At 68.1% G+C, this 23,408-nt stretch carries 24 protein-coding genes; 10 read left to right on the top strand and 14 right to left on the bottom strand.

The window, feature by feature from the left end; all coding sequences use genetic code 11:
* Positions 1–578 precede the first annotated feature (578 nt).
* The 5 genes from BKE09_RS07495 to ahpC form a co-directional block, all read right to left on the bottom strand.
* Positions 579–1,535: a transaldolase gene (locus BKE09_RS07495; protein WP_075675315.1), complete on the bottom strand. Its 957-nt coding sequence runs from the start codon at positions 1,533–1,535 to the stop codon at positions 579–581.
* Between the two features lie 50 nt (positions 1,536–1,585).
* Positions 1,586–1,990: a nucleoside diphosphate kinase regulator gene (rnk, locus tag BKE09_RS07490; protein WP_014036052.1), complete on the bottom strand. Its 405-nt coding sequence runs from the start codon at positions 1,988–1,990 to the stop codon at positions 1,586–1,588.
* A gap of 123 nt (positions 1,991–2,113) precedes the next feature.
* Positions 2,114–3,076 carry a LysR substrate-binding domain-containing protein gene (locus BKE09_RS07485; RefSeq protein WP_075675314.1) on the bottom strand — a complete coding sequence of 321 codons (963 nt, stop codon included), beginning with the start codon at positions 3,074–3,076 and terminating at the stop codon, positions 2,114–2,116.
* Positions 3,077–3,161: 85 nt separating this feature from the next.
* Positions 3,162–4,754 carry an alkyl hydroperoxide reductase subunit F gene (ahpF, locus tag BKE09_RS07480; protein WP_075675313.1) on the bottom strand — a complete coding sequence of 531 codons (1,593 nt, stop codon included), beginning with the start codon at positions 4,752–4,754 and terminating at the stop codon, positions 3,162–3,164.
* A gap of 225 nt (positions 4,755–4,979) precedes the next feature.
* Complete coding sequence (ahpC, locus tag BKE09_RS07475; RefSeq protein ID WP_014036055.1) at positions 4,980–5,543, bottom strand: alkyl hydroperoxide reductase subunit C; 564 nt, start codon at positions 5,541–5,543, stop codon at positions 4,980–4,982.
* A gap of 322 nt (positions 5,544–5,865) precedes the next feature.
* Between ahpC and prmC the strand changes: the two genes are divergently transcribed.
* Both prmC and pip read left to right on the top strand, forming a co-directional pair.
* Complete coding sequence (gene prmC, locus BKE09_RS07470) at positions 5,866–6,723, top strand: peptide chain release factor N(5)-glutamine methyltransferase (RefSeq protein ID WP_075675312.1); 858 nt, start codon at positions 5,866–5,868, stop codon at positions 6,721–6,723.
* A gap of 48 nt (positions 6,724–6,771) precedes the next feature.
* Positions 6,772–7,713, top strand: a complete 942-nt coding sequence (gene pip, locus BKE09_RS07465) for a prolyl aminopeptidase (protein ID WP_014646006.1) — start codon at positions 6,772–6,774, stop codon at positions 7,711–7,713.
* A gap of 139 nt (positions 7,714–7,852) precedes the next feature.
* Here the strand turns inward: pip and BKE09_RS07460 are convergent, their stop codons facing one another.
* Complete coding sequence (locus BKE09_RS07460) at positions 7,853–8,737, bottom strand: LysR family transcriptional regulator (RefSeq protein ID WP_075676624.1); 885 nt, start codon at positions 8,735–8,737, stop codon at positions 7,853–7,855.
* Positions 8,738–8,842: 105 nt separating this feature from the next.
* Here BKE09_RS07460 and BKE09_RS07455 point away from each other — a divergent pair, with 105 nt between their 5' ends.
* Entirely contained in the window at positions 8,843–10,261 is a 1,419-nt protein-coding gene (locus BKE09_RS07455) for an MFS transporter (protein ID WP_075675311.1), read from the top strand.
* Positions 10,258–10,929 (top strand): hypothetical protein, encoded by a 672-nt coding sequence (locus BKE09_RS07450; protein WP_075675310.1) that lies wholly within the window; start codon positions 10,258–10,260, stop codon positions 10,927–10,929. Before BKE09_RS07455 ends, BKE09_RS07450 begins: the two co-directional genes overlap by 4 nt.
* 105 nt (positions 10,930–11,034) lie before the next feature.
* Here the strand turns inward: BKE09_RS07450 and BKE09_RS07445 are convergent, their stop codons facing one another.
* The 4 genes from BKE09_RS07445 to BKE09_RS07430 are packed head-to-tail and all read right to left on the bottom strand — an operon-like array spanning position 11,035 to position 13,904.
* Positions 11,035–11,832: an N-formylglutamate amidohydrolase gene (locus BKE09_RS07445; RefSeq protein ID WP_075675309.1), complete on the bottom strand. Its 798-nt coding sequence runs from the start codon at positions 11,830–11,832 to the stop codon at positions 11,035–11,037.
* Positions 11,825–12,379 carry an NUDIX hydrolase gene (locus BKE09_RS07440; RefSeq protein WP_075675308.1) on the bottom strand — a complete coding sequence of 185 codons (555 nt, stop codon included), beginning with the start codon at positions 12,377–12,379 and terminating at the stop codon, positions 11,825–11,827. Before BKE09_RS07440 ends, BKE09_RS07445 begins: the two co-directional genes overlap by 8 nt.
* The gene (locus BKE09_RS07435) at positions 12,376–13,326 is read right to left on the bottom strand and encodes a 5'-3' exonuclease H3TH domain-containing protein (protein WP_075675307.1); all 951 of its coding nucleotides are present in this window, start codon (positions 13,324–13,326) and stop codon (positions 12,376–12,378) included. Before BKE09_RS07435 ends, BKE09_RS07440 begins: the two co-directional genes overlap by 4 nt.
* On the bottom strand, positions 13,323–13,904 hold the full coding sequence (locus BKE09_RS07430) for a nitroreductase (protein WP_075676622.1): 582 nt from the start codon (positions 13,902–13,904) through the stop codon (positions 13,323–13,325). The genes BKE09_RS07435 and BKE09_RS07430 overlap by 4 nt, the downstream gene beginning before the upstream one ends.
* A 331-nt stretch (positions 13,905–14,235) precedes the next feature.
* Here BKE09_RS07430 and BKE09_RS07425 point away from each other — a divergent pair, with 331 nt between their 5' ends.
* Complete coding sequence (locus BKE09_RS07425) at positions 14,236–16,557, top strand: DUF1631 domain-containing protein (protein ID WP_075675306.1); 2,322 nt, start codon at positions 14,236–14,238, stop codon at positions 16,555–16,557.
* A 52-nt stretch (positions 16,558–16,609) separates the two neighbouring features.
* Positions 16,610–17,689 carry an NAD(P) transhydrogenase subunit alpha gene (locus BKE09_RS07420; protein ID WP_075675305.1) on the top strand — a complete coding sequence of 360 codons (1,080 nt, stop codon included), beginning with the start codon at positions 16,610–16,612 and terminating at the stop codon, positions 17,687–17,689.
* Positions 17,690–17,809: 120 nt separating this feature from the next.
* On the opposite strand, the gene BKE09_RS07415 is transcribed toward BKE09_RS07420, so the two are convergent.
* Genes BKE09_RS07415 through BKE09_RS07405 form a run of 3 tightly spaced genes read right to left on the bottom strand, consistent with a single transcriptional unit; the run spans position 17,810 to position 19,182 of the window.
* The gene (locus BKE09_RS07415; protein ID WP_075675304.1) at positions 17,810–18,271 is read right to left on the bottom strand and encodes a DUF3106 domain-containing protein; all 462 of its coding nucleotides are present in this window, start codon (positions 18,269–18,271) and stop codon (positions 17,810–17,812) included.
* Positions 18,272–18,274: 3 nt separating this feature from the next.
* The gene (locus BKE09_RS07410) at positions 18,275–18,601 is read right to left on the bottom strand and encodes a hypothetical protein (RefSeq protein WP_075675303.1); all 327 of its coding nucleotides are present in this window, start codon (positions 18,599–18,601) and stop codon (positions 18,275–18,277) included.
* Positions 18,598–19,182, bottom strand: a complete 585-nt coding sequence (locus tag BKE09_RS07405) for an RNA polymerase sigma factor (RefSeq protein ID WP_014036068.1) — start codon at positions 19,180–19,182, stop codon at positions 18,598–18,600. Before BKE09_RS07405 ends, BKE09_RS07410 begins: the two co-directional genes overlap by 4 nt.
* Before the next feature lie 97 nt (positions 19,183–19,279).
* Between BKE09_RS07405 and BKE09_RS07400 the strand changes: the two genes are divergently transcribed.
* Both BKE09_RS07400 and BKE09_RS07395 read left to right on the top strand, forming a co-directional pair.
* Complete coding sequence (locus tag BKE09_RS07400) at positions 19,280–19,600, top strand: NAD(P) transhydrogenase subunit alpha (protein WP_005408173.1); 321 nt, start codon at positions 19,280–19,282, stop codon at positions 19,598–19,600.
* A complete protein-coding gene (locus BKE09_RS07395) occupies positions 19,597–21,057 on the top strand; it encodes an NAD(P)(+) transhydrogenase (Re/Si-specific) subunit beta (RefSeq protein ID WP_075675302.1) in 1,461 nt (486 codons plus the stop codon). The genes BKE09_RS07400 and BKE09_RS07395 overlap by 4 nt, the downstream gene beginning before the upstream one ends.
* A gap of 99 nt (positions 21,058–21,156) precedes the next feature.
* Here BKE09_RS07395 and BKE09_RS07390 read toward each other — a convergent pair whose 3' ends face one another.
* Positions 21,157–21,576, bottom strand: coding sequence for a hypothetical protein (locus BKE09_RS07390; RefSeq protein ID WP_075675301.1), 420 nt, complete (start codon positions 21,574–21,576; stop codon positions 21,157–21,159).
* Positions 21,577–21,698: 122 nt separating this feature from the next.
* Between BKE09_RS07390 and sufT the strand changes: the two genes are divergently transcribed.
* Both sufT and BKE09_RS07380 read left to right on the top strand, forming a co-directional pair.
* Positions 21,699–22,250, top strand: coding sequence for a putative Fe-S cluster assembly protein SufT (sufT, locus tag BKE09_RS07385; protein ID WP_005415385.1), 552 nt, complete (start codon positions 21,699–21,701; stop codon positions 22,248–22,250).
* Between the two features lie 59 nt (positions 22,251–22,309).
* The gene (locus BKE09_RS07380; RefSeq protein ID WP_049443161.1) at positions 22,310–23,404 is read left to right on the top strand and encodes a branched-chain amino acid aminotransferase; all 1,095 of its coding nucleotides are present in this window, start codon (positions 22,310–22,312) and stop codon (positions 23,402–23,404) included.
* Positions 23,405–23,408: the final 4 nt, after the last annotated feature.

The following is a 23,408-nucleotide window of genomic DNA, read 5'->3' as shown; positions in this document are numbered from 1 at the left end:
AAGCGGCTCTGGGTTTCTGCGGATTGGGCGGGGCGGTGTGGGTTGGCAGGACACGCCGTGAACCCGTCCCTGGGGGCTCGATGGCGCCATCCATGGCGCCAACGGTCCTGCCAACCCACACCGCCCCACCTCCGAGAGTTTCCCGGTGACGGTGGGCAAGAGCAGTGGTTGGTGACGAACTGATGGAAAACAAAAAGGACGCGGCCTTCGCCGCGTCCTTTTTGTTTGTATGCAGTGCTTCCTGTAGAGCCGAAGGCAGCGGCAGGAGCCGCTGCCAACGTCGCTTGCGACGGCCCGGAGGGTGCCGGCCAGGACGACCGGCATAGCCATGCTCGGCTGCGAGCAAGCGTAGCGCGCGACCCGCTGTTGCTCTTCTTTCTTTCTTCCGTGGCGGGCGGCCACCGGAAACTGTCAGAGGGCGGGCGGGTTGGGTTCGCGGGAGTGTCCGCCGCATGGATGCGGCGGCCAAGCCTCCAGGGATGGATTCACGGCGTCTCCCGCGAACCCAACCCGCCCGACCCAGCGCGGCTTTTGCTCTGAGCCCCCGCCACGAGGGGCTCAGCCGTTGGCCGAAATCCTCACAGTTCCGAGCGAATGCGCTCGCGCAGCGCCTGCAGATCCTTGGCAAATGCATCGATACCGGTCGCCAGCTTCTCGGTGGCCATCGGATCGGCCGCCAGGTCGGCTGCGAACTTCGCCGCATCGATCGGGGTCACCGCCGCGCCATCGGCCGCACCGGCCACCAGCTTGCGCGGCAGCTCGCCGTGGTCGGCGTCCAGCTTCTCCAGCAGGTCCGGCGAGATCGTCAGGCGGTCGCAGCCGGCCAGCGCTTCGATCTGCGCGGTCGAACGGAACGAAGCGCCCATCACCACCGTCGGCGAACCGCGGCGCTTGAATTCGGCGTACACGCCGCGCACGAACTTCACGCCCGGGTCTTCGTCGATGCTGGCCGGGGCCTGGCCGTTGGCAACGTACCAGTCCAGGATGCGGCCGACGAACGGCGAGATCAGGAACGCGCCGGCTTCGCTGCAGGCCAGCGCCTGGGTCGGGTTGAAGATCAGCGTCAGGTTGCAGTCGATGCCTTCAGCCTGCAGGATGCGCGCCGCTTCCACGCCTTCCCAGGTCGCGGCGATCTTGATCAGGATCTTCTCGCGCGGCACGCCGGCATCGGCGTACATCTGGATGAACTGGCGAGCCTTGGCCACGGTGGCGGCGGTGTCGTGGGCCTGGTCGGCGTCCACTTCGGTGGACACGCGGCCCGGCACCAGCGTGCTCAGCAGCGCGCCGACGCCGATGGTCAGGCGGTCGGCCACGGCGTGCACCACGGCTTCGCGGTCGCCCGCCTGCTGGCGGCCCCAGGCCAGTTCGCGTTCGATCAGCTCGGCGTAGACCGGCAGGTCCAGCGCCTTCTTCACCAGGGTCGGGTTGGTGGTGCAGTCCACCGGCTGCAGGCGCTTGATGGCGTCGTAGTCACCGGTATCGGCAACGACCACGGACAGTTCGCGCAGCTGGGACAGTTTGGACGGGGTACTCATTACGGCTCCTGGTGCAGGGGGATCGAATCGCGCGCGGTGCGCAGCGGTAATCAGGGGCGGTCGTTGTGGACCGCGGTCACGCGCAGGCGCAGCTTGCGGCCGCCGGGCGCGTTCCAGTCGATGCTCTGGCCGATGGCCAGGCCAAGCAGGGCACTGCCGACCGGGGCCAGCACGGACACCTTGCCTTCATCGACGTTGGCTTCGCGGGGGAAGACCAGGGTCAGGACGTGCTTTTCGCCCGACACTTCATCTTCGCACTCCACGCGCGAATGCATCATGACGATGCCTTCGGGAATCTGGTCCGGCGCCAGCACGGTGGCCCGGTTGAGTTCTTCAGCAAGCGCGAGCGCGGCAGGCGTCTGGCTCAGCGCAGGGGATTCGAGCATGGCGTCCAGGCGGTCCATGTCGAAGGTAGAAACGGTGATCGACGGCGGCAGGCCGCTGGCGGTGTTCATGGTGAAGCTCCTTGGTTGAAAGCCATGCAAAAGGCGGCACCTGCTGGCGCCGCCTGTCTGTATTGTGGGGACAAATGCGGCCGGAATCGACTCCTGCCGATTCCGGGCCGGTACTGCGGGGGCTCAGCCGTTCAGCGCGGGGCCGGGCAGGGCCGGTGCATCGCTGCCGGCATCGAGCGCCTCCAGGGTGAACAGCGCCTGCGGCAGGCGCTTGAACTGGTCGGCCAGCTCCAACAGGAAGTCGTTCATGGCCGAGCTGCGGCGCCAGATCATGGCGATGCGGCGGCTGGGACGGCCTTCGCCGGTGAAATCGAGCAGGCGGATGTTGTTCGAGCGCGGCACCGGCGGCTGCACCGACAGGCTCGGCAGCAGGGTGATGCCGACGTCGGCGGCGACCATCTGCCGCAGCGTTTCCAGGCTGGTGGCGCGGAACTCGGACTTCTCGTTGGCGCCGAACAGGCGGCAGACTTCCAGCGCCTGGTCGCGCAGGCAATGGCCGTCTTCCAGCAGCAGCAGCTTCTGCGTGGCCAGTTCCTGCACGTCCAGGTGTTCGCGGCGGGCCAGCGGGTGGCGTCCGGACACGGCCAGCAGGAACGGTTCCTCGAACAGGAATTCGGCATGCAGCTGGTCGTCGATCACCGGCAGGGCCAGCAACGCGGCGTCGAGCTTGCCTTCGCGCAGGCGGTCCAGCAGCACGTCGCTCTTTTCCTCGACCAGCAGCAGTTCCAGCTCCGGGAAGCGCTCGCGGATGCGCGGGATCACATGCGGCAGCAGGTACGGGCCGAGGGTCGGGAAGATCCCCAGGCGCACCGTACCGGCTTCCGGATCGCGGCTGCGTCGCGCCGCTTCCTTCAGCTGTTCCACTTCGGACACGATCACCCGTGCCCGTGCCGCCGCTTCCTGCCCGGCCGGGGTCAGCATCACCTTGCGCGGTGCGCGTTCCACCAGCGGCAGGCCCAGCTCTTCTTCCAGCTTGCGGATCTGCGTCGACAGCGTGGGCTGGCTGACGAAGCAGGAGGCGGCAGCCCGGCCGAAATGCTTGTGGTCGGCCAGGGCTACCAGGTACTTCAGATCACGTAGGTTCATCCTTACACCCCAGGGGTAACGGACCGGCTGACGGCGTGGTTACCCGACAGGCAGACAATGTTCCCGGTGATCTGGGAACGATGGATCAGGCTGCTTCAGCAACGGCACCGCTGCTGTTGCTCACCGACGAGCGGATCAGGTGGTCGAACGCGCTCAGTGCGGCGGTCGAACCGGCGCCCATGGCGATGATGATCTGCTTGTAGGGCACCGTCGTGCAATCGCCAGCAGCGAACACGCCCGGCAGGTTGGTCTGGCCGCGGTCGTCGATGACGACCTCGCCACGCGGCGACAGCGCCACCACATCCTTCAGCCACTCGGTGTTGGGCAGCAGGCCGATCTGCACGAAGATGCCTTCCAGCTCGACGCGGTGGGCATCGCCGCCGACGCGGTCCTTGTAGACCAGGCCGGTGACGCGGCTGCCGTCGCCCAGCACTTCGGTGGTCTGCGCGCTGGTCAGCACGGTGACGTTGCCCAGGCTGCGCAGCTTCTTCTGCAGCACTTCATCGGCGCGCAGGCTGGAATCGAACTCCAGCAGGGTTACATGCGACACGATGCCGGCCAGGTCGATGGCCGCTTCCACGCCGGAGTTGCCGCCGCCGATCACCGCCACGCGCTTGCCCTTGAACAGCGGGCCATCGCAATGCGGGCAGTAGGCCACGCCCTTGTTGCGGTACTGGTCTTCGCCCGGCACGTTCATCTGCCGCCAGCGCGCGCCGGTGGACAGGATCACCGAGCGCGACTTCAGCACCGCGCCGTTCTCCAGCTGCACCTGCACCAGGCCGTCTTCACCGGCCGGCACCAGCGCACTAGCGCGCTGCAGGTTCATGATGTCCACCTCGTACTCGCGCACGTGCTGTTCCAGCGCCGTGGCCAGCTTCGGGCCTTCGGTCTCCTTCACCGAGATGAAGTTCTCGATCGCCATCGTGTCCAGCACCTGGCCACCGAAACGCTCGGCGGCGATACCGGTGCGGATGCCCTTGCGTGCGGCATAGATCGCCGCTGCAGCGCCGGCCGGGCCACCGCCGACCACCAGCACGTCGAAAGCGTCCTTGGCGGCGATCTTCTCGGCATCGCGCTTGCTGGCATTGGTGTCCAGCTTGGCCACGATCTGTTCCAGGGTCATGCGGCCCTGGTCGAACACTTCACCGTTGAGGTACACGGTTGGCACCGACATGATCTCGCGCTGCTCGACTTCGTCCTGGAACAGGGCGCCGTCGATGGCCACGTGCTGGATGCGCGGGTTGAGCACCGCGGCCAGGTTCAGCGCCTGCACCACGTCCGGGCAGTTCTGGCAGGACAGCGAGAAGTAGGTTTCGAACTTGTAGTCACCTTCCAGGTTCTGCACCTGCTCGATCAGCTCGGCGGTGGCCTTGGACGGGTGGCCGCCGACCTGCAGCAGCGCCAGCACCAGCGAGGTGAACTCGTGGCCCATCGGCAGGCCGGCGAAGGTCAGGTGGATGTCCTGGCCCGGGGTGCCGAGGTCGAAGGACGGCACGCGGCCCTGGCCGTCGCGCAGGACCTGCAGCGAGATCTTGTCCGACAGGCTGTCCAGGGTCTGCAGCAGTTCCAGCATTTCCTGCGACTTGGCGCCGTCGTCGGCGTGCGCGGTGATCTGGATCGGGCGGGTCACGCGCTCCAGATAGGTCTTCAGCTGCGACTGCAGGTTGGCGTCCAACATCGGGTCTTCTCCTGGCTTCAGGCAAACAGGGGGCGTGGCACCGCTGTAGAAGGTAGCGGACCAGCAGGGGGTAGGGGTGAACCCAAGACAGCGACCGTGGAAGGGGCTGGCTGGCCAAGGCTGGCGTGCGTTGGCTGTCTTGGGTTCACCCCCACGCCGGCGGGGGGACCGGCACGGGGATGAAAGGCGCGCCGTGGCGTGGGGCCACGGCAGGCCGGTACTGCCTTAGATCTTGCCGACCAGGTCCAGCGACGGGGTCAGGGTCTTCTCGCCTTCCTTCCACTTGGCCGGGCAGACCTGGTTCGGGTTGGCGGCGGTGAACTGGGCAGCCTTCAGCTTGCGCAGGGTCTCGGCGACGTCACGGGCGATCTCGTTGGAGTGGATCTCCAGGGTCTTGATCACGCCTTCCGGATTGATGATGAAGGTGCCACGCAGGGCCAGGCCTTCTTCTTCAATGTGCACGCCGAAGGCGCGGGTCAGCTGGTGGGTCGGGTCGCCGACCAGCGGGAACTGGGCCTTGCCGACGGCCGGCGAGGTTTCGTGCCACACCTTGTGCGAGAAGTGGGTGTCGGTGGTGACGATGTAGACCTCGGCGCCGGCCTTCTTGAACTCGGCGTAGTGGTCAGCGGCGTCTTCGATCTCGGTCGGGCAGTTGAAGGTGAAGGCGGCCGGCATGAAGATCAGGACGGACCACTGGCCCTTCAGGCTGTTGTCGGAAACCTTGATGAACTCGCCATTGTGGTAAGCGTTGGCTTCGAACGGCTGGATCTGGGTGTTGATGAGGGACATCATTTTTCCTCTGGTGAAGGGGAGTGGGTGAATCGACAGGAGCTAGGTTACCGATTCGCTCGCGATAAGAACAATCCATTGATTGCATCTATTTGATAGATGCAGACTATCAAAAGCCGATGAGCAGGCACTGAACCCGGCCGCTTTCATCCTGCAACTGCCTGTGTGACAAGGAAAATCTTCCGGAACGGCTGAATGGGGCCAATAGCCGCTCCTTATCCCCTTCGACGGAACCTGAACGATTTCCAGCTTTTTGTAGAGTCGAGCCATGCTCGACTGCGCCAGAAGCAGCCGAGCATGGGCTCGGCTCTACAATTGCGGAATGTCTTTCCAACCCGAACCCTCCCTGCGCCAGATCGTGGCCGAGGCCAGTGCCCGCCTCGGCGGCGTCGAAGCCCGCCACGAGGCCGAGCTGCTGCTGCTGCACGTGCTGGAACGCCCACGCAGCTGGCTGTTCGCGCATGCCACCGATCCGCTGGCCGCCGCCGACCAGGCTGCCTTCGAAGCGCTGTTGGCCCGCCGCGTGGCCGGCGAGCCGGTGGCCTACCTGACCGGCCGCCGCGGTTTCTGGACGCTGGACCTGGACGTCGATCCAGCCACGCTGATCCCGCGCCCGGAGACCGAACTGCTGGTCGAGCTGGCGCTGGAGCGACTGCCGCAGGACCGTGCGCTGCGGCTGGCCGACCTGGGCACCGGCAGCGGCGCCATCGCGCTGGCGCTGGCCAGCGAACGGCCACAGGCGCAGGTGCTGGCCACCGATGCCAGCCCGGGCGCGCTGGCCGTGGCCGCGCGCAATGCTGCGCGCCATGAACTGCGCAACGTCCGCTTCGCCGAGGGCGGGCACGACTGGTATGCGCCGCTGCAGGGCGTGCGGTTCGACCTGATCGCCAGCAACCCGCCGTACATCGCCAGCGACGACCCGCACCTGGCACAGGGCGACCTGCGCTTCGAACCGGCCACCGCGCTGGCCTCCGGCGTGGACGGGCTGGATGACATCCGCCGCATCGTCGACGGTGGCCAGGCCCACCTGCTGCCCGGCGGTTGGCTGCTGATCGAGCATGGTTGGGACCAGGGCGCGGCGATCCGCGCGCTGTTCGACGCCGCGGGTTTTGCGGAGGTGCAGACCGTGCAGGACCTGGAGCAGCGCGACCGGATCACCCTGGGCCGGCGTCCGGCCTAGAATGGAGGTTCTCCTGCCCCGGCAGGGCATCACCCTGGAGCTGCAAGCATGCGTACGCTGTACCCCGCCATCACCCCCTACGACGTCGGCACCCTGAAGGTCGACGACCGCCACACGCTGTACTTCGAACAGTGCGGCAACCCGGACGGCAAGCCGGTGGTGATGCTGCACGGTGGCCCGGGCGGTGGTTGCAGCGACAAGATGCGCCAGTTCCACGACCCGTCCAAGTACCGCATCATCCTGTTCGACCAGCGCGGCGCCGGCCGTTCCACCCCGCACGCGGACCTGGTGGACAACACCACCTGGGACCTCGTCGCCGATATCGAGAAGCTGCGTGAGCATCTGAAGGTTGATCGCTGGCAGGTGTTCGGCGGCAGCTGGGGCTCGACCCTGGCCCTGGCCTATGCCGAAACCCACCCGCAGCGCGTGACCGAACTGGTCCTGCGCGGCATCTTCATGCTGCGCCGCTGGGAGCTGGAATGGTTCTACCAGGAAGGCGCCAACCGCCTGTTCCCGGATGCGTGGGAGCACTATCTGAAGCCGATTCCGTCGGTGGAGCGCCATGACCTGATCTCGGCCTTCCACCGCCGCCTGACCAGCGACGACGAAACCACCCGCCTGGAAGCGGCCAAGGCGTGGGCGGTGTGGGAAGGCGCGACCAGCTTCCTGCACGTCGATGACGACTTCATCAACAGCCACGAAGACCCGCACTTCGCGCTGGCCTTTGCCCGCATCGAGAACCACTACTTCGTCAACGGCGGCTTCTTCGAGGTGGAAGACCAGCTGCTGCGCGACGCGCACCGCATCGCCGACATTCCCGGCGTGATCGTGCATGGCCGCTACGACGTGGTCTGCCCGCTGGCCAACGCCTGGGACCTGACCAAAGTGTGGCCGAAGGCGAAGCTGGAGATCACCCCGGCCTCGGGTCACTCGGCGTTCGAAGCGGAGAATGTGGACGCGCTGGTGCGCGCCACCGATAGCTTCGCCTGATCGGTAGCGCCGGGCCATGCCCGGCGCTACCGGCCCTCATCCACGCATGGCGCGGATCTACCGCAGCCTGGTAGTGCCGGCCGCTGGCCGGCAACCCCGAAACGATTGGATCGGCGTAGACGCCGGCCAGCGGCCGGCGCTACCACTCCCCGGCCAGCAACGCGTCGGCCAGCACCTGCAGTTTCGGTGAATGCTGCCGCGAGGGCGGATAGATCAACGACAGTTCGCGGCTGCGGCCCTCGAACGGCTGCAGCACGCGCTGCAGGCGGCCGTCGGCCAGGACATCGGCCACCGCGAAATCCATCACCTGCACGATGCCGATGCCGGCGATCGCCGCTTCCACCAGCGGATCGCCGCTGTCGAACACCATCCGCGTCGGTGGGGTGAACTCGCGCAGTTGTCCGTCCTGCAGGAACTGCCAGTCCACCAGCCGGCCACTGCGCAGGTTGCGCACCGCGAGGCACGCGTGATCCTGCAGTGCGGCCACATCGTCCGGTGCGCCACAGCGCGCCAGATAGGCGGGGCTGGCCACCGTCACCCAACGCAGCGGACGCAGGGGGCGCGCGACAATGCGCTGGTCGGCGATGACGCCGGTGCGCAGCGCGGCATCGAAACCTTCCTCGACCAGATCGACCAGGCGGTCGCTGAGCACGGCTTCCACCTGCAGCTGCGGATGCTGTTGCAGCAACGGCGCCAGCATCGGCACCAGCACCTTGCGCCCGAACATCGATGGCGCGCTGATCTTCAGGGTGCCCGCGGGCGTGCAGGGACGGTCGGCCAACTGGCGTTCGGCATCCTCGAAGCCGCACAGCAGCGGAGCGACCTGGTCGACGAACTGGCGGCCATCCGGGGTCAGCGCCACGTTGCGGGTGTTCCGCTGCAGCAGCTTCACCCCCAGCGTGGCCTCCAGCCGACCGATCGCGCGCGACAGGCCGGACTGGCTCAGGCCCAGCTGTCCGGCGGCGACGGTGAAACTGCGGGCTTCGGCTACCTGCACCAGCATGCGTACCGCATTGAGGTCCATCGAGGTTCCATTCATGCTGAAAATCATGACAGATATGGCTGGAAGGGGGTTTATTGATTGCTTCGCATCAATGAGACTGCGCTCCCCCACCGCGCCAGACTGCCGATGCCTCCCCTCAAGTACCCGCGCTGGGCGCTGACCCTGCTGGCCACCGCCCAGCTGATCATCGCCCTGGACGCCACCATCATTTTCGTCGCCCTGCACGACATGGGCCGCGCGCTGCAGATCAACGCGCAGCAGCTGCAATGGGTGGTCAGTGCCTACACCGTGGCATTCGGCGGCAGCCTGCTGCTGGGCGGGCGCGCCGCCGACCTGATCGGCCGCCGCCGCTTCTACCGGCTGGGCATGCTGCTGTTCGCGCTGGCGTCGCTGCTCGGTGCGTTGGCGCCGAATGCCACCCTGCTGATCATCGCGCGCGCGGCGCAGGGCGTCGGTGCCGCGTTGTTGTTCCCGGCCACGCTGGCGCTGATCAACACGCTGTACGCCGAAGGCCCGGTGCGTAACCGCGCGCTGGCGATCTGGAGCATGGCCAGCGCGGTCGGCCTGGCGCTGGGCACGCTGCTCGGTGGCGTGCTGACCCAGGCGTTCGGCTGGCCGGCGGTGCTGGCGGTGATCGTGCCGTTGGCCACGGCGTGTGCGGTCGCAGCCGGTGCATGGTTGCCGGCCGATGGCCCGCGCGTGCAGGGCCGTTCCTTCGATCTGGCCGGTTGCCTCACCGTCACCGCCGGCGGCAGCCTGCTGGTCACCACCCTGGTGCAGGGCCCGGAGTGGGGCTGGACGGCGCGGGCCACGCTCATCTGCCTGCTGCTTTCAGCCGTACTGTTGACGGTGCTCGTACAGATCGAAAAGCGCAGCCGTGACCCGCTGATGCAGTTCGCGCTGCTGCGCCTGCCTGGCCTGCGCGCGGCTCTCGGCCTGACCTTCGCCTTCATGAGCAGCTATGGCGTGCAGTACTACTTCCTGGCGCTCTACTTCCAGGATGGCTATGGCTGGAGCCCGCTGCAGGCCGGCCTGGCCTTCCTGCTGCCGACATTGGTGTGCACCTTCGGCATCCGCGTTGCCGAACGCATGCTGCGGCGCCGTTCGCCACGGCAGGTGCTGGCCTGGGGCTTCGCGGCCGGTGCCATCGGCATCAGCGCGGTGGCGCTGGCGATGCCGCATGGCGCCAGCTATTGGCCGCTGCTGCCGGGCATCGTGGTGCTCAGCGTGGGCCAGGGCATGAGCTGGACGGCGATGTGGATCGTGGCCGGGCAGGGCGTGCCGGGGCCGCAGCAGGGTGTGGCGTCCGGCATGGCCGCCACCGCACAGCAGATCGGTGGTGCGTTGGGACTGGCGGTACTGGTGATGGTGGCCAACGCCGCGCGCGGCACGCAGGCGGCAACCAGTCCTGATGCGCTGCAGGGCATGGTCAATGCACAGTACGGCGCCGCGCTGTTCGCCGCGTTCGGCGTGGTGATCGCGCTGGGCCTGCGCCCGGCACCGGTAGACTCGGCAGTGACCGCCTGCCTGGGCAACGACGCATGATCGAACTGCTGGACCTGCAACAGACTCTGTGCGCCTTTGCGGCCTGCAACGATGACGATGCGGTGTACGCCTCCTTCGGTTGGGTGCACGCCACCGGGGGCGATCTGCTGCAGGCGCGTTTCTGGTTGCCGGCGGATGAAGACGCGGCGTTCGACGACGGCGGTGATGTCCCCGCCGAAGCGCGCGCGCTGGGCCTGTCCACCTTTCTTGAACCGGCGACTTTCGCCGACGTGCTCGACGTGCAGAAGCGGCAGCGGCCGCTGTCCACGCTGGCCGACCATGCACGGGCGCTGGCGTACTACGCCGAGTACGATGCCTTCCAGCAGGTTGAAGGTATCGACGAGGCACTGGGCGAAGCGGGTGTTGAGGAACAGGCGGCGGCACGCGAGGCCGGCATTGGTGCGGGCATCTTCGCGTCGTTCGATCTGGTGCTGGTTGCGTGCCCGGAGGGGCAGGTCAAGGCAGTGGCCCAGCGCGTGGCACGCCTGCTGGAGATTCCGGTGGGCGACGCGCTGCCGCGCTGTCGTGGGTTGCCGCTGATGCTGGGCGAAGCACTGGACCGCAAGCGTGCGCAGGCGATCAAGGATGACTTCGCCACCATTGGCGCAACGCTGCAGGTGCGCGGTTTCAAGCCGTTCCCGTGGATGGATGTTCCCGTATTGCGGTAGTGCCGGCCGCTGGCCGGCAACCCCGGGGTCGTTGGATCATTGCGGTTGCCGGCCAGCGGCCGGCACTACCGATCCTGGGTAGATCCACGCCATGCGTGGATGGGATCATGCCAGGGCCAGCAACTGCGGCTGCAACACGCTGAAGATCCGCGCCAGCCGCTCCGCCCATGCCTGCTGCCCGGCGGCATCGGCGATCAGGTCCTGGCGGATTTCCAGTTCCACATGCACCAGGCCGCGCCCTTCGCCATGCACCGGTACCGCGTAGTCGCTGGTACTGCTGACCGAATACGGTTCGTTGTCACCCACCACCAGGTCGCCTTCGTCGCGCAGTGCCTGCAGCAGTGCGTGCGCAAAACGCGTGTCCTGGTGGTACAGCACGCCGGCATGCCACGGCCGCTGCATGCCGTTCATCGCCGGGGTGAAGCTGTGCATCATCACCAGCAGGGTGGGGCGGCCGGCTTCACGGCGGGCATCCAGTTCCGCGTCGATGCGTGCGTGGTACGGCGCGTGGATCGCATCGATGCGCTGCTGCCGCTGCGCCACTGACAGTTCGGCATTGCCCGGCACCACGGTGTGGTCGCTTACTTCCGGAATCAGCGTCGGCGAGGCCAGCGGACGGTTGCAGTCGATCAGCAGCCGCGAATAGGTCTGTTCGATCGCCCAGGCATCCAGACGTTCGGCCAGTGCACGGGTGGTGCCGGCAATGCCGATGTCCCAGCCGATATGGCGGTCAAGTTCGGCCTGCGCCAGGCCAAGGCCTTCCAATGCTCGCGGCACCTGCTGGCCGGCGTGGTCAGCCAGCAGCAGGTACGGCGAGGCGCCCTGCGGCCGGTGGAGGGTGTAGATCGCCGGATCGTCAGCGTCCAGCAGCGCCGGCAGTGCGTGCAGGCCGGCGTCAGCCACGCGGGCGCCCGTCCAGGTGGTGCTCGATCATCCACAGGCCGGCCCACAGCTTGGCATCCAGCTCGTAGCCTTCGCCCATCTTCTGCACCAGCCACGCCGCTGCCTGCGCGCGCGGAATCTCGTGCACGGTGATGTCTTCGCTGTCATCGCCGCCACCTTCGCCGATCCGGCGCAGGCCGGTGGCACGCACGAAGGCGATCTTCTCGCTGCTGGCGCCGGAGGACGTCGGGCCGATCATCAGCACTTCGGCGTGGTCGGCGGTCCAGCCGGTTTCTTCTTCCAGCTCGCGCACGGCCGAGACTTCGATCGATTCGCCCGCATCGATGTCGCCGACCAGGCCGGCCGGCATTTCGATGGTGGGGGCCTGCAGCGGTACGCGGAACTGCTCGACGAACAGCACCTTGTCCTCCGGGGTGACGGCGATGATGATCGCGGCCAGGCCACCGGCATGGGTACGTTCGCTGTATTCCCAGGTGCCGCGCACCAGCATGCGCTGGTACTTGCCTTCATAGACGACGCGCGGGGCTTCGGTGTTGCGCTGGCTCATGCGGGTTCGCTGGAATTGGAAAAGGATGGAGTGGGAACGGGATCGGCCACGCCAGCGGCATCGAACAGCCGGCGGCGGGTCATCGGGCCGAAGCGCAGGGTCTGGCACAGGCCACCGAGCAGCTCCGGATCGGCTGCCTGGCGCAGCAGCCCGGGCTGGCTGCCCTCCAGCGGCGCGTCCAGCGCGATGGTGGTCAGCTGGCGCCAGAGCTGGGCGTGCTCGCGCTGTTCGCGCAGGCGCACTGCCATCTGTGCAGCGCCGCGCAGGCGCAGGAACGGCACTTCGTCCAGGCGTTCGTACAGCGCATCCATGCTGCCGAAGTGGGCCAGCAGCACGGCGGCGGACTTGCTGCCGACGCCACTGACACCCGGAATGTTGTCCACCGCATCGCCGCACAGCGCCAGGTAGTCGGCGATCTGGTGCGCGTGCACGCCGTGCCGCGCCTTCACGCCGGCCACGTCCCAGCGCTGGTTGCGGGCGTAGTCCCACTGTTCGTCGTGGTCGAGCAGCAACTGCGACAGGTCCTTGTCGGCGGAGATGATCACCCCGCGATGGCTGCCGCGGTGCACGTGCAGGGCGCTGCCGATCAGGTCGTCGGCCTCGTATTCGTGGTGGGCCAGCACCGCAAGGCCCAATGCCGCGCACAGGGCCTTGCAATGCACGAACTGGCGCTTGAGCGCTTCCGGCGCCGGATCACGATTGGCCTTGTAGGCCGGATACAGCCGGTGGCGGAAGCCGCTGTCGAGCGCTTCGTCGAAGGCGATGGCGATGTGCCGCGGGCGCTCGCGCTCCAGCAGGTCCAGCAGGAAGCGGGCGAAGCCGTGCACTGCATTGGTCGGCCAGCCCTGGGCGTCCTGGAACTGGTTCGGCAGCGAGTGCCAGGCGCGGAACACGTAGATGCTGGCGTCGACCAGGTACAGCGACGGCGGCGGAGCCGGCAGGGTCATGCCGGCGGCGTCCAGTCGCGCAGCAGGGCCGCCGGGTCGGGGCGCTCGCGTTCGGGGACGGCGGCCTTCGGCGTGCCGATATGGATGAAACCGGCAATGCCTTCGCCCTCGGACAGCCCCAGATAGGCGTGCACGGCCGGATCGAAGGCCATCCAGGCGGTCAGCCACTGCGCGCCGAAGCCCAGCGCCTGCGCGGCCTGCAGCAGGGCGAAGCAGACGCAGCCGGCGGTCATCAGCTGTTCCTGTTCGGGCACCTTCGGGTCCGGGCGCGGGCTGGCGACCACCACGATCACCAGCGGGGCGTGGCTGAAACGCTGGCGGTCCTTCTCGAACACGGCCTCGCCGGCATGCGGGTCACGCTGGCGGCTGCGTTCGGCCAGGAAGTCGCCCAGAGTGTGACGTGCATCGCCGGCGATTTTCAGGAAGCGGAACGGCACGCGCTTGCCGTGGTCGGGCACGCGCACCGCCGAGGCCAGCATCCGCTGCAGGGCGGCCGGGTCCGGTCCGGGCTCGCCCAGTTGCCGCGAGGGCACCGAGCGGCGGGCATCCAGGGCGAGCAGGGCAGCGGGGTCGGGCATGGAGTCTGAACCGGTCATCACGGGTGTTTGATTATAGTCGGGGTGGTCAATGACGCCGTCTGTGTCGCGTCCGGCCCCTGAATACCAAACTGTGATGAACATCATGCCACTGGCGGGAAACGGACAGCCGCTTCCCCTCGCCTCGTGGGCCTTGCACGGCTTACGATATCTGTCTTGCCGGGCCGCCGGTCATGAGGTTTGAAGTGAGGACTGTTTCACTGTCCGTGACGGGCTGGCCGGCCTACCATCGACGTTCCGGTACATGGGGTGTGCCGGTCGTCGCGATGTCCATGCTGTCTGTCGTGCCAGAGAAGGTGGGGAGCCTTCCCGAATGATGAGCGTGCCCACACCGATGGGATCGCCGGGCCGTGACCCGGCCCAGCTCCAGCTTGCCCGGGACATGGTCCTGCCGGCGTTGTGCCAGGCCTTCGGGGCTGCACTGGCGCGTTTCGACGATGCCCTGTTCGACCGCGCCGGCAATGCCGGCTCGTCGCAGTTGCTGTTCCTGGACGCGATGCGCGAACTGCGCCGCCGCCGTGAGGACATCGCTGCGGCCTTTGCCGGCCACCTGCAGCAGGCCTGGGCCGCCTTGGCGGCCGGTGAGCCGCTGTCGGCCGAGGCGACCCTGTCCGGGCCGGCCGAGGATGGCCTGAGCCTGCTGGCCGAACACGTGCTGGAATCGCGGTTGGCGGTGCGCAATTTCGCCACCGTGCTGCTGCGCGACTTCAAGCCGGTGCTGGCGCGGCTGGACCGTCGCCTGGGCCGGTTGATCGGTGGCGCGGAACTGGACGCTGACCACAATCCGATCAGCCCCGAACATCTGGGCGTGGCCATCCACGAGGCCTTTGCCGGCTGCGAGCTGGCCCCGGAAGTACATCTGGTGCTGATCAAGCTGTGCGAGCGCGACCTGCGCGCACCGGTCGGCCGCATCTACGAGAAGCTGGACGAGCAGCTGGCCGCGGCCGGGGTGATGTCGCAGATGGGGGCGCCGCAGCGCCCGCTGTCGGCGGCGCCGGATCCGCGCATGGCCGGGGTGCTGGATGATCTGGTCGAACAGCGACAGGCTGCAGGCTTCGATTCCGGATTCAGCGATGACGAACAGGCTGCACCGGCCTGGGCGCAGCGCTTTGCCGCGCGCTGGTCCGAGCGCCGCGGCCACATGCAGCAGCACCTGGGTGGCGAGGAAGGTGGCGCCAGCGAGGCCTACGCAGGCCAGCAGGGCATGCTGCTGGAAGCGCTGCACGAACTGCTGCAGCAGACCCGCCATGTGCGTGAGGACGCGACGTCGGCCGCACAGGTGGCGATCGGCCAGCAGCGTCCGCTCAGCCAGCGCGAAATGATGTCGGTGCTGTCGCTGCTGCAGGCCACGCCCAGTGCGACGCTGCGTGCAGCCATCGGCGAGGACGGCGAATCGCTGGCACAACGGCTGAAGAGTGAAGTGCTGTCCAGCGCCACCCAGCTTGGCGTGGACCCTGGCCAGACCCGGCTGGATCCGCAGGACGAGGATGCGATCGACCTGGTCGGCATGCTGTTCGACGTGATGCTGGATGAACGTGAACTGGAAGGCCGCTCGCGCGAACTGATCGGCCGCCTGGTGGTGCCTTTCGTCAAGGTCGCCATGCTCGACCGCCGCATGTTCGTGCAGAAGACCCACCCGGCGCGCAAGCTGCTCAACTCGCTGGCCGAGGCCTGCGAGGGCAACACCGGCGAGAGCCAGGCCGAGCGCATGCTGATGGCCAAGGTCGAGGAGATCATCGAGCGCCTGGTGGCCGAGTTCAACGAGAACCTGGCGATCTTCCTGACCCTGGAAGAAGAATTCCGCGAGTTCCTGGTGCAGCATCGCCGCCGCGTGGAAATCGCCGAGCGCCGTGCCGCGGAGACGCAGCGTGGGCAGGAAAAGCTGGAAATGGCCCGCAGCCGGGCCAGTGCGGAACTGGATCGTCGCATCGGTGATGCCACCCTGCCGCCGGCCATTGCCGAGTTCCTGCGCCAGCCCTGGCAGCACCACCTGACCCTGGCGCTGCTGCGCGAGGGCGAAGAAGGCGCGTCGGTGGCCGAGGCACTGAGCCTTGGCGACGGCCTGCTGGAGGAAGTGGCCGAGGCCCGCCGGCAGATTGTCGGCAAGCCGTGGCTGCAGGCCTGGCAGCCGGTGCTGGCCAAGGTGTTTGCCAGCGTCGGCGTGCACGGCGATGCGGCTACCGGGGCGATCGACGCCCTGCATGACACGCTGCAGGGCATCGCCGAGTCGCGGCCGGAACTGCAGCGCGCGCTGCCCGAGCTGCCGCAGGTCGCGCTGCCGGCGCCGCCGGTGGCTGAATCGCCAGCGGTGGAGCTCAGCGGACAGATCGACGCCGACGATTTCGACAATGCCGATGCCGACCGTTTCCGACGCATGGAAATCGGCAACTGGTTGGACTTCGTCGACAAGGACGGCAAGGTCCAGGCGGGCAAGCTGTCCTGGGTCAGCCCGATTTCCTCGCGCCTGCTGTTCGTCAACCGTCGCGGCGTGCGCTTCTGCGTGGCCTCGCCGGAAGAGCTGGCGGTGATGGTGCGGCTGGGCCGCCTGCGTGCCCACGTTGATGATGGGGCCTTCGACAGCGCCATGCAGGGCGTGATCGACCGCCTCGACCCGGGCAGCGCCACCCTGCACTGAGTGCGGGCTGCCTGCTAGGATCGGGAAAACTCACCGATCAGCGGGGACCTGCATGGCCGTGGCGTTGCTGGGGATCAAGGAGACCGCGCCGGGTGAACGGCGCGTGGCGTTGACGCCGGAAACCGCGCGCAAGCTCGGTGCCCTCGGCATTACGGTCTGGTACGAGGCCGGCGCCGGGCTGGCCGCTGGCTTCACCGATGCCGCCTATGACGATGCCGGAGCACGTGCCTTCGATGCGGGCCGCTGGTCCGAGATCGATATCCTGCTGTGCGTGCAGGCGCCTCCTGCGACGGTGCTGGAGCAGCTCAGGCCCGGTGCCAGCGTGGTCGGCCTGCTGGCCCCGGCCAACGATCCGGCGCTGGCCTCGCTGGCGGCCGATGATCGCCTGCAGCTGTTCCCGCTGCAGCAGCTGCCGCGCACCACCCGTGCGCAGGCGATGGATGTACTCAGTTCGCAGGCCGGCATGGCCGGCTACAAGGCCGCGCTGATCGCCGCCGAACGCGCGCCGCGCTTCTTCCCGATGCTGACCACCGCCGCCGGCACCGTGCGGCCAGCCAAGGTGCTGGTGATCGGTGCCGGCGTGGCAGGCCTGCAGGCCATCGCCACCGCACGTCGTCTCGGTGCACAGGTGGAAGGTTTCGACGTGCGCCCGGAAACCCGCGAGCAGATCCAGTCACTGGGCGCGCGCTTCCTCGACCTCGGGGTGAGCGCGGCGGGCGAGGGCGGCTATGCGCGCGCGTTGACCGACGAGGAGCGCGCCGAGCAGCAGCGTCGGCTGGCCGACCACCTGCGCAGCGTGGACGTGGTGATCTGCACGGCTGCGGTGCCGGGCCGCCCGGCGCCGACCATCGTGACCGCCGCAATGGTGGAGGGCATGGCCACCGGCAGCGTGATCGTCGATCTGGCGGCCGAAAGTGGCGGCAACTGCGCGCTGACCCAGCCGGGGCAGTGCATCGAACACCAGGGCGTGACCATCGATGGCCCGCTGGGCCTGGCCAGTCGCGGCGCGACCCAGGCCAGTGAGATGTATGCGCGCAACCTGCTCAACTTCGTTGCGCTGTTCGTGCGCGAGGGGCAGCTCGGTTTCGACTGGGACGACGAGCTGCTGGCGAAGACGCGCTGGCAGGCGTGAGTGACACGGGGTCAGATCCCTTTGCCTCTGGCAAAGGGGTCTGACCCCGATCTCCGGGAATCTGCCAGGGGTCGGATCCCTTTGCGTCAGCAAAGGGCTCTGACCCCGTTCCCCGGGGCCTTACCGCGGCTTCGCCGGCGGCGGGTTGTCGCGCACCCACTCCTTGCGTTCTTCGGGCGTCATCTGCGACCAGCGCTCGCGCAGCGCGTCACGCTGGGCTGGGCTCAGCGTGCGCATCTGCCCGAACAGGGCCCGTGCCTGCTCGCGCTGTTCCGGGCTCATGTGCTCGAAGCGGCGCAGGCCGCGGCGGGCCTTGTCGCGCTCCTCCGGGCTCATCGATTGCCAGCGCTGGCCATGCGAAAGCATGCGCTGGCGCTGGCCGGCATCGGCACTGTTCCAGCGGTCGCGCAGCGGCGCCAGCAGGGATTCGCGCTGGGATTCGCTCAGCTGCTCCCACGCCGGCAAGGGTGCGGTCGGTGCGGGGCGTGTGGCAGGGGCGGGCGCAGCGCTCTGTGCCAGCGCCGGGACGGCCGGCAGCAGCGACAGGGTCAACAGCAGCGGCAGGATAGGCAGTCGGAACATGGTTCACTCCATCGCCAGGTCGGTATCGCCCAGCCACAGGTACAGATCGGGATTCTCGTCGTACAGCGCGCTGTTGTCTTCCACCGAGGCCAGCACGGGGGCCGGCGCCGGGCCGGCAAGCCTGCCATGGCCGGTGAACTGCAGGCCGATCCCCAGGGCCACCACCAGCGAACAGGTGCTGGCCAGCCACCAGCGCCAGCGTCCGCGATGGGCGGCGGTGGCGCCGTGGCGCGCGAGGCGCAGCCGTGCCAGCGTGGCCGGCGACAGCGCCTGCAGCGACTGCGCGTGCAGGCTGCGCAGGGTGTCATCGGAAGGCAGGGAGCGGTTCACGGGTGGGTCTCCAGATAGTCCTGCAGCGCCTGCCGGGCGCGTGCCAGATGGGTTTTTACCGCGCCTTCGCTGCAGCCCATGGCGCGGGCAGTGGTGGCCCCGTCCAGGTCCTGCAGCACGCGCAGGGTGAAGGCTTCGCGCTGGCGGGCGGGCAGGGTGCGCAACGCGTCCACCAGCTGCTGGTACTGCTGGCGCTGCTCATGCGCCTGTGCCGGGTCCGGGCCGGGGTCGGCCCAGTCGATCTCGCTGCCTTCCGCGTCCTGGTTGTCGCGCCAGAACGGCAGGCGGAAGCGGCGCCGGCGCTGCATGTCGATCACCCGGCGGCGCAGGATGCTCCAGAACAGCGGCGCCCATTCGGCGGCCGGCTTGTCGGCGTAATCCAGCATGCGCAGCAGCGCATCCTGCACCGCATCCATGGCGTCTTCGCGCTGGCGCAGGCCGGCCTCGGCGAAGCGGAACGCTCGCGGGCCGACGCTGGCCAGGAACGCTTCCAGCGATGCCGGCAGGGCATCGGTCTCGGCGCTCGGGGAGAGGGGGCTGCTCACCAGCACAGGGTACGGTTCCTCGCTCGGGGTCACCATCGACAACGCGTGAGCGCCACCGCGGTTGACGCCGGGTGCGCACGGGTTCAGCCCGTGGTTATGATGGGGCGACGAAGACAGAGCGGGAGCGTTGCCAGTGAGTGACGGGTTCGTGGCGCTGTACATCTTCATGCTGGCGGCCATCGCCGGCCACGTGATCATTTCGCGGGTGCCGGTGATCCTGCACACCCCGCTGATGTCGGGCTCCAACTTCATCCACGGCATCGTGCTGATCGGCGCGATGGTGGTGCTGGGGCATGCGCAGACGCCGCTGGAGAAGGCGCTGGGCTTCCTCGCCGTGGTGCTCGGTGCCGGCAATGCCGCCGGTGGCTACGTGGTCACCGCGCGCATGCTGGAAATGTTCAAGCCGAGCGCGCCCAAGGGCGGCAAGGACGAACCGAAGGAGCCGCAGGCTTGAACATCAGCACCGTCGAACTGCTCGACTGGCTGGTCAAGGCCAGCTACCTCGTCGCCGCCACGCTGTTCCTGCTGGGCCTGCAGCGCATGGCCTCGCCACTGACCGCGCGCAGTGGCATCCGCTGGGCCGGGCTGGGCATGCTGCTGGCCACCGCGGCGACCTTCTTCCTGCCCGAACTGCACAACGTGCCGCTGATCCTGGTGGCACTGCTGCTGGGCGCGGGCCTGGCCTGGTGGTCGGCCGGCAAGGTCGCCATCACCGACATGCCGCAGATGGTGGCGCTGTACAACGGCATGGGCGGTGGCTCGGCGGCGGCGATCGGTGCGGTGGAACTGCTGCGCTATGCCTTCCTGGCCAACCGCGATACCAGCCACTGGAGTGCGCAGGCGCTGGCCGACCTGGCCGCACGCCAACCGTCGGGCACGGTACTGCTGCTGGCGGTGGTCGGTGCGGCGATCGGTGCGGTGTCGCTGTCCGGCTCGGTGATCGCCTGGGCCAAGCTTGATGGCCGCCTCGACAAGCGCGTGACCTGGCCCGGCCAGCAGGTGATGAACCTGGTGGTGGCACTGGCGGTGGTGGTGCTGGCGATCATCGCGGCCAGCACGCTCGACACCTGGGCGATCGTCGCCTTCTTCGTGCTGGCACTGGCACTGGGCGTGCTGATGACGTTGCCGATCGGTGGCGCCGACATGCCGGTGGTGATCTCGCTGTACAACGCGTTCACTGGCCTGGCGGTGTCGTTCGAGGGCTACGTGCTGGGCAACGAGGCGCTGATCATCGCCGGCATGATGGTCGGCGCGGCTGGCATCCTGCTGACCCGGCTGATGGCCAAGGCGATGAACCGGCCGATCCGCAACGTGCTGTTCTCCAACTTCGGCGGCGGCGTCGGCGGGGAAGCGCAGGCGATCACCGGCGCGCAGAAGCCGATTGAGGCGTCGGACGTCGCGGCGATGATGGCCTACGCCGAACGCGTGGTGATCGTGCCGGGATACGGCATGGCCGTGGCCCAGGCCCAGCACAAGATCTGGGAGCTGGCGCAGCGGCTGGGCCAGCGCGGGGTGAAGGTGAAGTTCGCCATCCACCCGGTCGCCGGGCGCATGCCCGGGCACATGAACGTACTGCTGGCCGAAGCGGGCGTGCCCTACGACCTGATCGCCGACATGGATGACATCAACCCGGAGTTCGCCAACACCGACGTGGTGCTGGTGATCGGTGCCAACGACGTGGTCAATCCGGTGGCACGCACCGATCCGGCCAGCCCGATCTACGGGATGCCGGTGCTGGATGTGGTTAATGCGCGCAACGTGGTGGTGATCAAGCGCGGCAAGGGCACCGGCTTCGCCGGTATCGAGAATGCGCTGTTCTACGCCGACAACACCCGCATGCTGTATGGCGACGGCGCCGAAGCGGCCGCATCGCTGGTGAGCGAGCTGAAGGCGCTCGACGGCGGGCATTGAGGGGCGGCTGCACTTGGTAGGTGCGGACCTTGGTCCGCACGCTTCTGCCGGCCAGCGGCCGGCACTACCGCATCCCACGCGTGGCGTGGATCTGCGCGCTCAGCGCGCCAGCCAGGCGCCCACGATCACGGCCACGGCCAGCCACAGCCATTCCATCGCGCCGTTGGCCAGGGTGACCAGGGTCCAGGCCAGGTGCGGGCCCATCCGCGTGGTGGCGTCCCACAGGTCCAGGCCGATCGAGCCGCCCATCCAGGCGCTGGCGATGGCCCAGTTGGCCACGGCGGCCACCAGCAGGGTGCCCAGCACGACCAGGGCGATGCGCAACCGGCCCGGGCCCAGTGTGCCCAGGCGCAGCATGAACACCAGTTCCAGGGCGGACACTACCGCCATCCAGCCGACCTGTCGGCCGGTCATCAGCGCCAGGACCATCCAGGCGAGGGGAGCAACAAGCAGACCCAGCAACAGCATGAGGGGCCAGAGCCAGGTGACGGTCCTGGCACGCGCGGCATTGGAGGACATCGAAGCTCCCTGAAGATCACCCACAGGATACTGTGGTTTGCCGCAGTGCACCGGCGGTGCCGGGGCGGCTGGGCTAGAATGCCGTCTTGCGTGGCCCCGGCCACGGCCCCATATCGGTCCCCATGTATTCCCGTAGCAGCGAACCTGTCCACTTCGAACGCGATTGCGAGGCCGTGATGGTCCCGCAGGGCGATACCGTGACCCTGCCTGCCGGCAGCTATGGGTACATCACCCAGGCGCTGGGCGGCAGTTATTCGGTGTTCGTCGAGGGCAACCTGTTCCGCATCGCCGGCAAGGACGGCGACGCCATCGGCAAGGAGGCGCCGGCACCGCTCGAGCTGCCGGCCGACGCCACCGATGAGCAGGTGGAACAGCTGGTGTGGCAGCAGCTGCGCACCTGCTTCGACCCGGAAATTCCGGTCAACATCGTTGAACTGGGCCTGGTCTATGAAGTCGAGATCAAGCACCTGGACGAAGGCAAGCGCGAGATCGACGTGAAGATGACCCTGACCGCCCCGGGCTGCGGCATGGGCGAGATCCTGGTCGACGACGTGCGCAGCAAGCTCGAAATGATCCCGACGGTGGCCGAGGCCGACGTCGACCTGGTGTTCGACCCGCCGTGGAACCAGCACATGATGTCCGAGGCGGCGCGGCTCGAGACCGGCATGCTTTGACCCAGGGCCCGCAGTGACGCGGGCCCGGCACTACCCGCAACCAGAACAGGAATCCTCCGGTGTCCCAGTCCATTCCCAGCTTCGCCGTCACCCGTTCGGACCACCCGCGCAGCGCTGAAGAGCGCGCCAAGATCCTGGAGAAGCCGGGCTTCGGCCTGCACTTCACCGATCACATGGTGGAAGTGCGCTGGGACAAGGATGCCGGCTGGCACAACGCCAACGTGCGTGCCTACGGCCCGCTGCAGCTGGACCCGGCCGCGGCAGTCCTGCACTACGGCCAGGAAATCTTCGAAGGCATCAAGGCCTACCGCCACGCCGACGGTTCGATCTGGACCTTCCGCCCCGACGCCAACGGCCGTCGCCTGCAGCGTTCGGCGCAGCGCCTGGCGCTGCCGGAACTGCCGGTGGAGATCTTCGTCGAATCGCTGAAGCAGCTGATTGCCGTCGACAGCGCCTGGGTGCCGTCGGCCGATGAGTCGAGCCTGTACTTCCGTCCGTTCATGATCGGCGACGAAGCCTTCCTCGGCGTGCGTGGCGCGCACAAGGCCGGCTACTACGTCATCGCCAGCCCGGCCGGCCCGTACTTCGCCAAGGGCGTCGCTCCGGTGTCGATCTGGCTGTCGACGGAGTACGCGCGTGCGGCCAAGGGCGGCACCGGTGCGGCCAAGTGCGGTGGCAACTACGCCGCCTCGCTGCTGCCGCAGCAGAAGGCACAGGCACAGGGCTGCTCGCAGGTGCTGTTCCTTGACCCGGTCGAGGGCAAGTACCTGGAAGAACTGGGCGGCATGAACGTGTTCCTGGTCTACAAGGACGGCACGCTGGTCACCCCGGAACTGTCCGGCAGCATCCTCGAGGGCATCACCCGCGAGAGCATCCTGCAGCTGGCGCGCGACCGTGGCATGAAGGTCGAAGAGCGCAAGGTCAGCATCGACGAGTGGAAGGACGGCGTGGCCTCCGGTGCGATCAGCGAAGTGTTTGCCTGTGGCACCGCGGCAGTGGTCACCCCGATCGGCCAGCTGAAGGGCGAGGGCTTCTCGGTGGGCGACATCAACGCGCCGGCCGGCGAAGTGACCATGTCGCTGCGCAAGGAACTGACCGACATCCAGTACGGCCGCCTGCCGGACCGCCACAACTGGCTGGTCAAGCTGGGCTGATCGC

This window comes from Stenotrophomonas sp. TD3, from assembly GCF_001939825.1.
Lineage (GTDB): Bacteria > Pseudomonadota > Gammaproteobacteria > Xanthomonadales > Xanthomonadaceae > Stenotrophomonas.
This window is presented reverse-complemented; position numbering and strand designations above follow the sequence as displayed.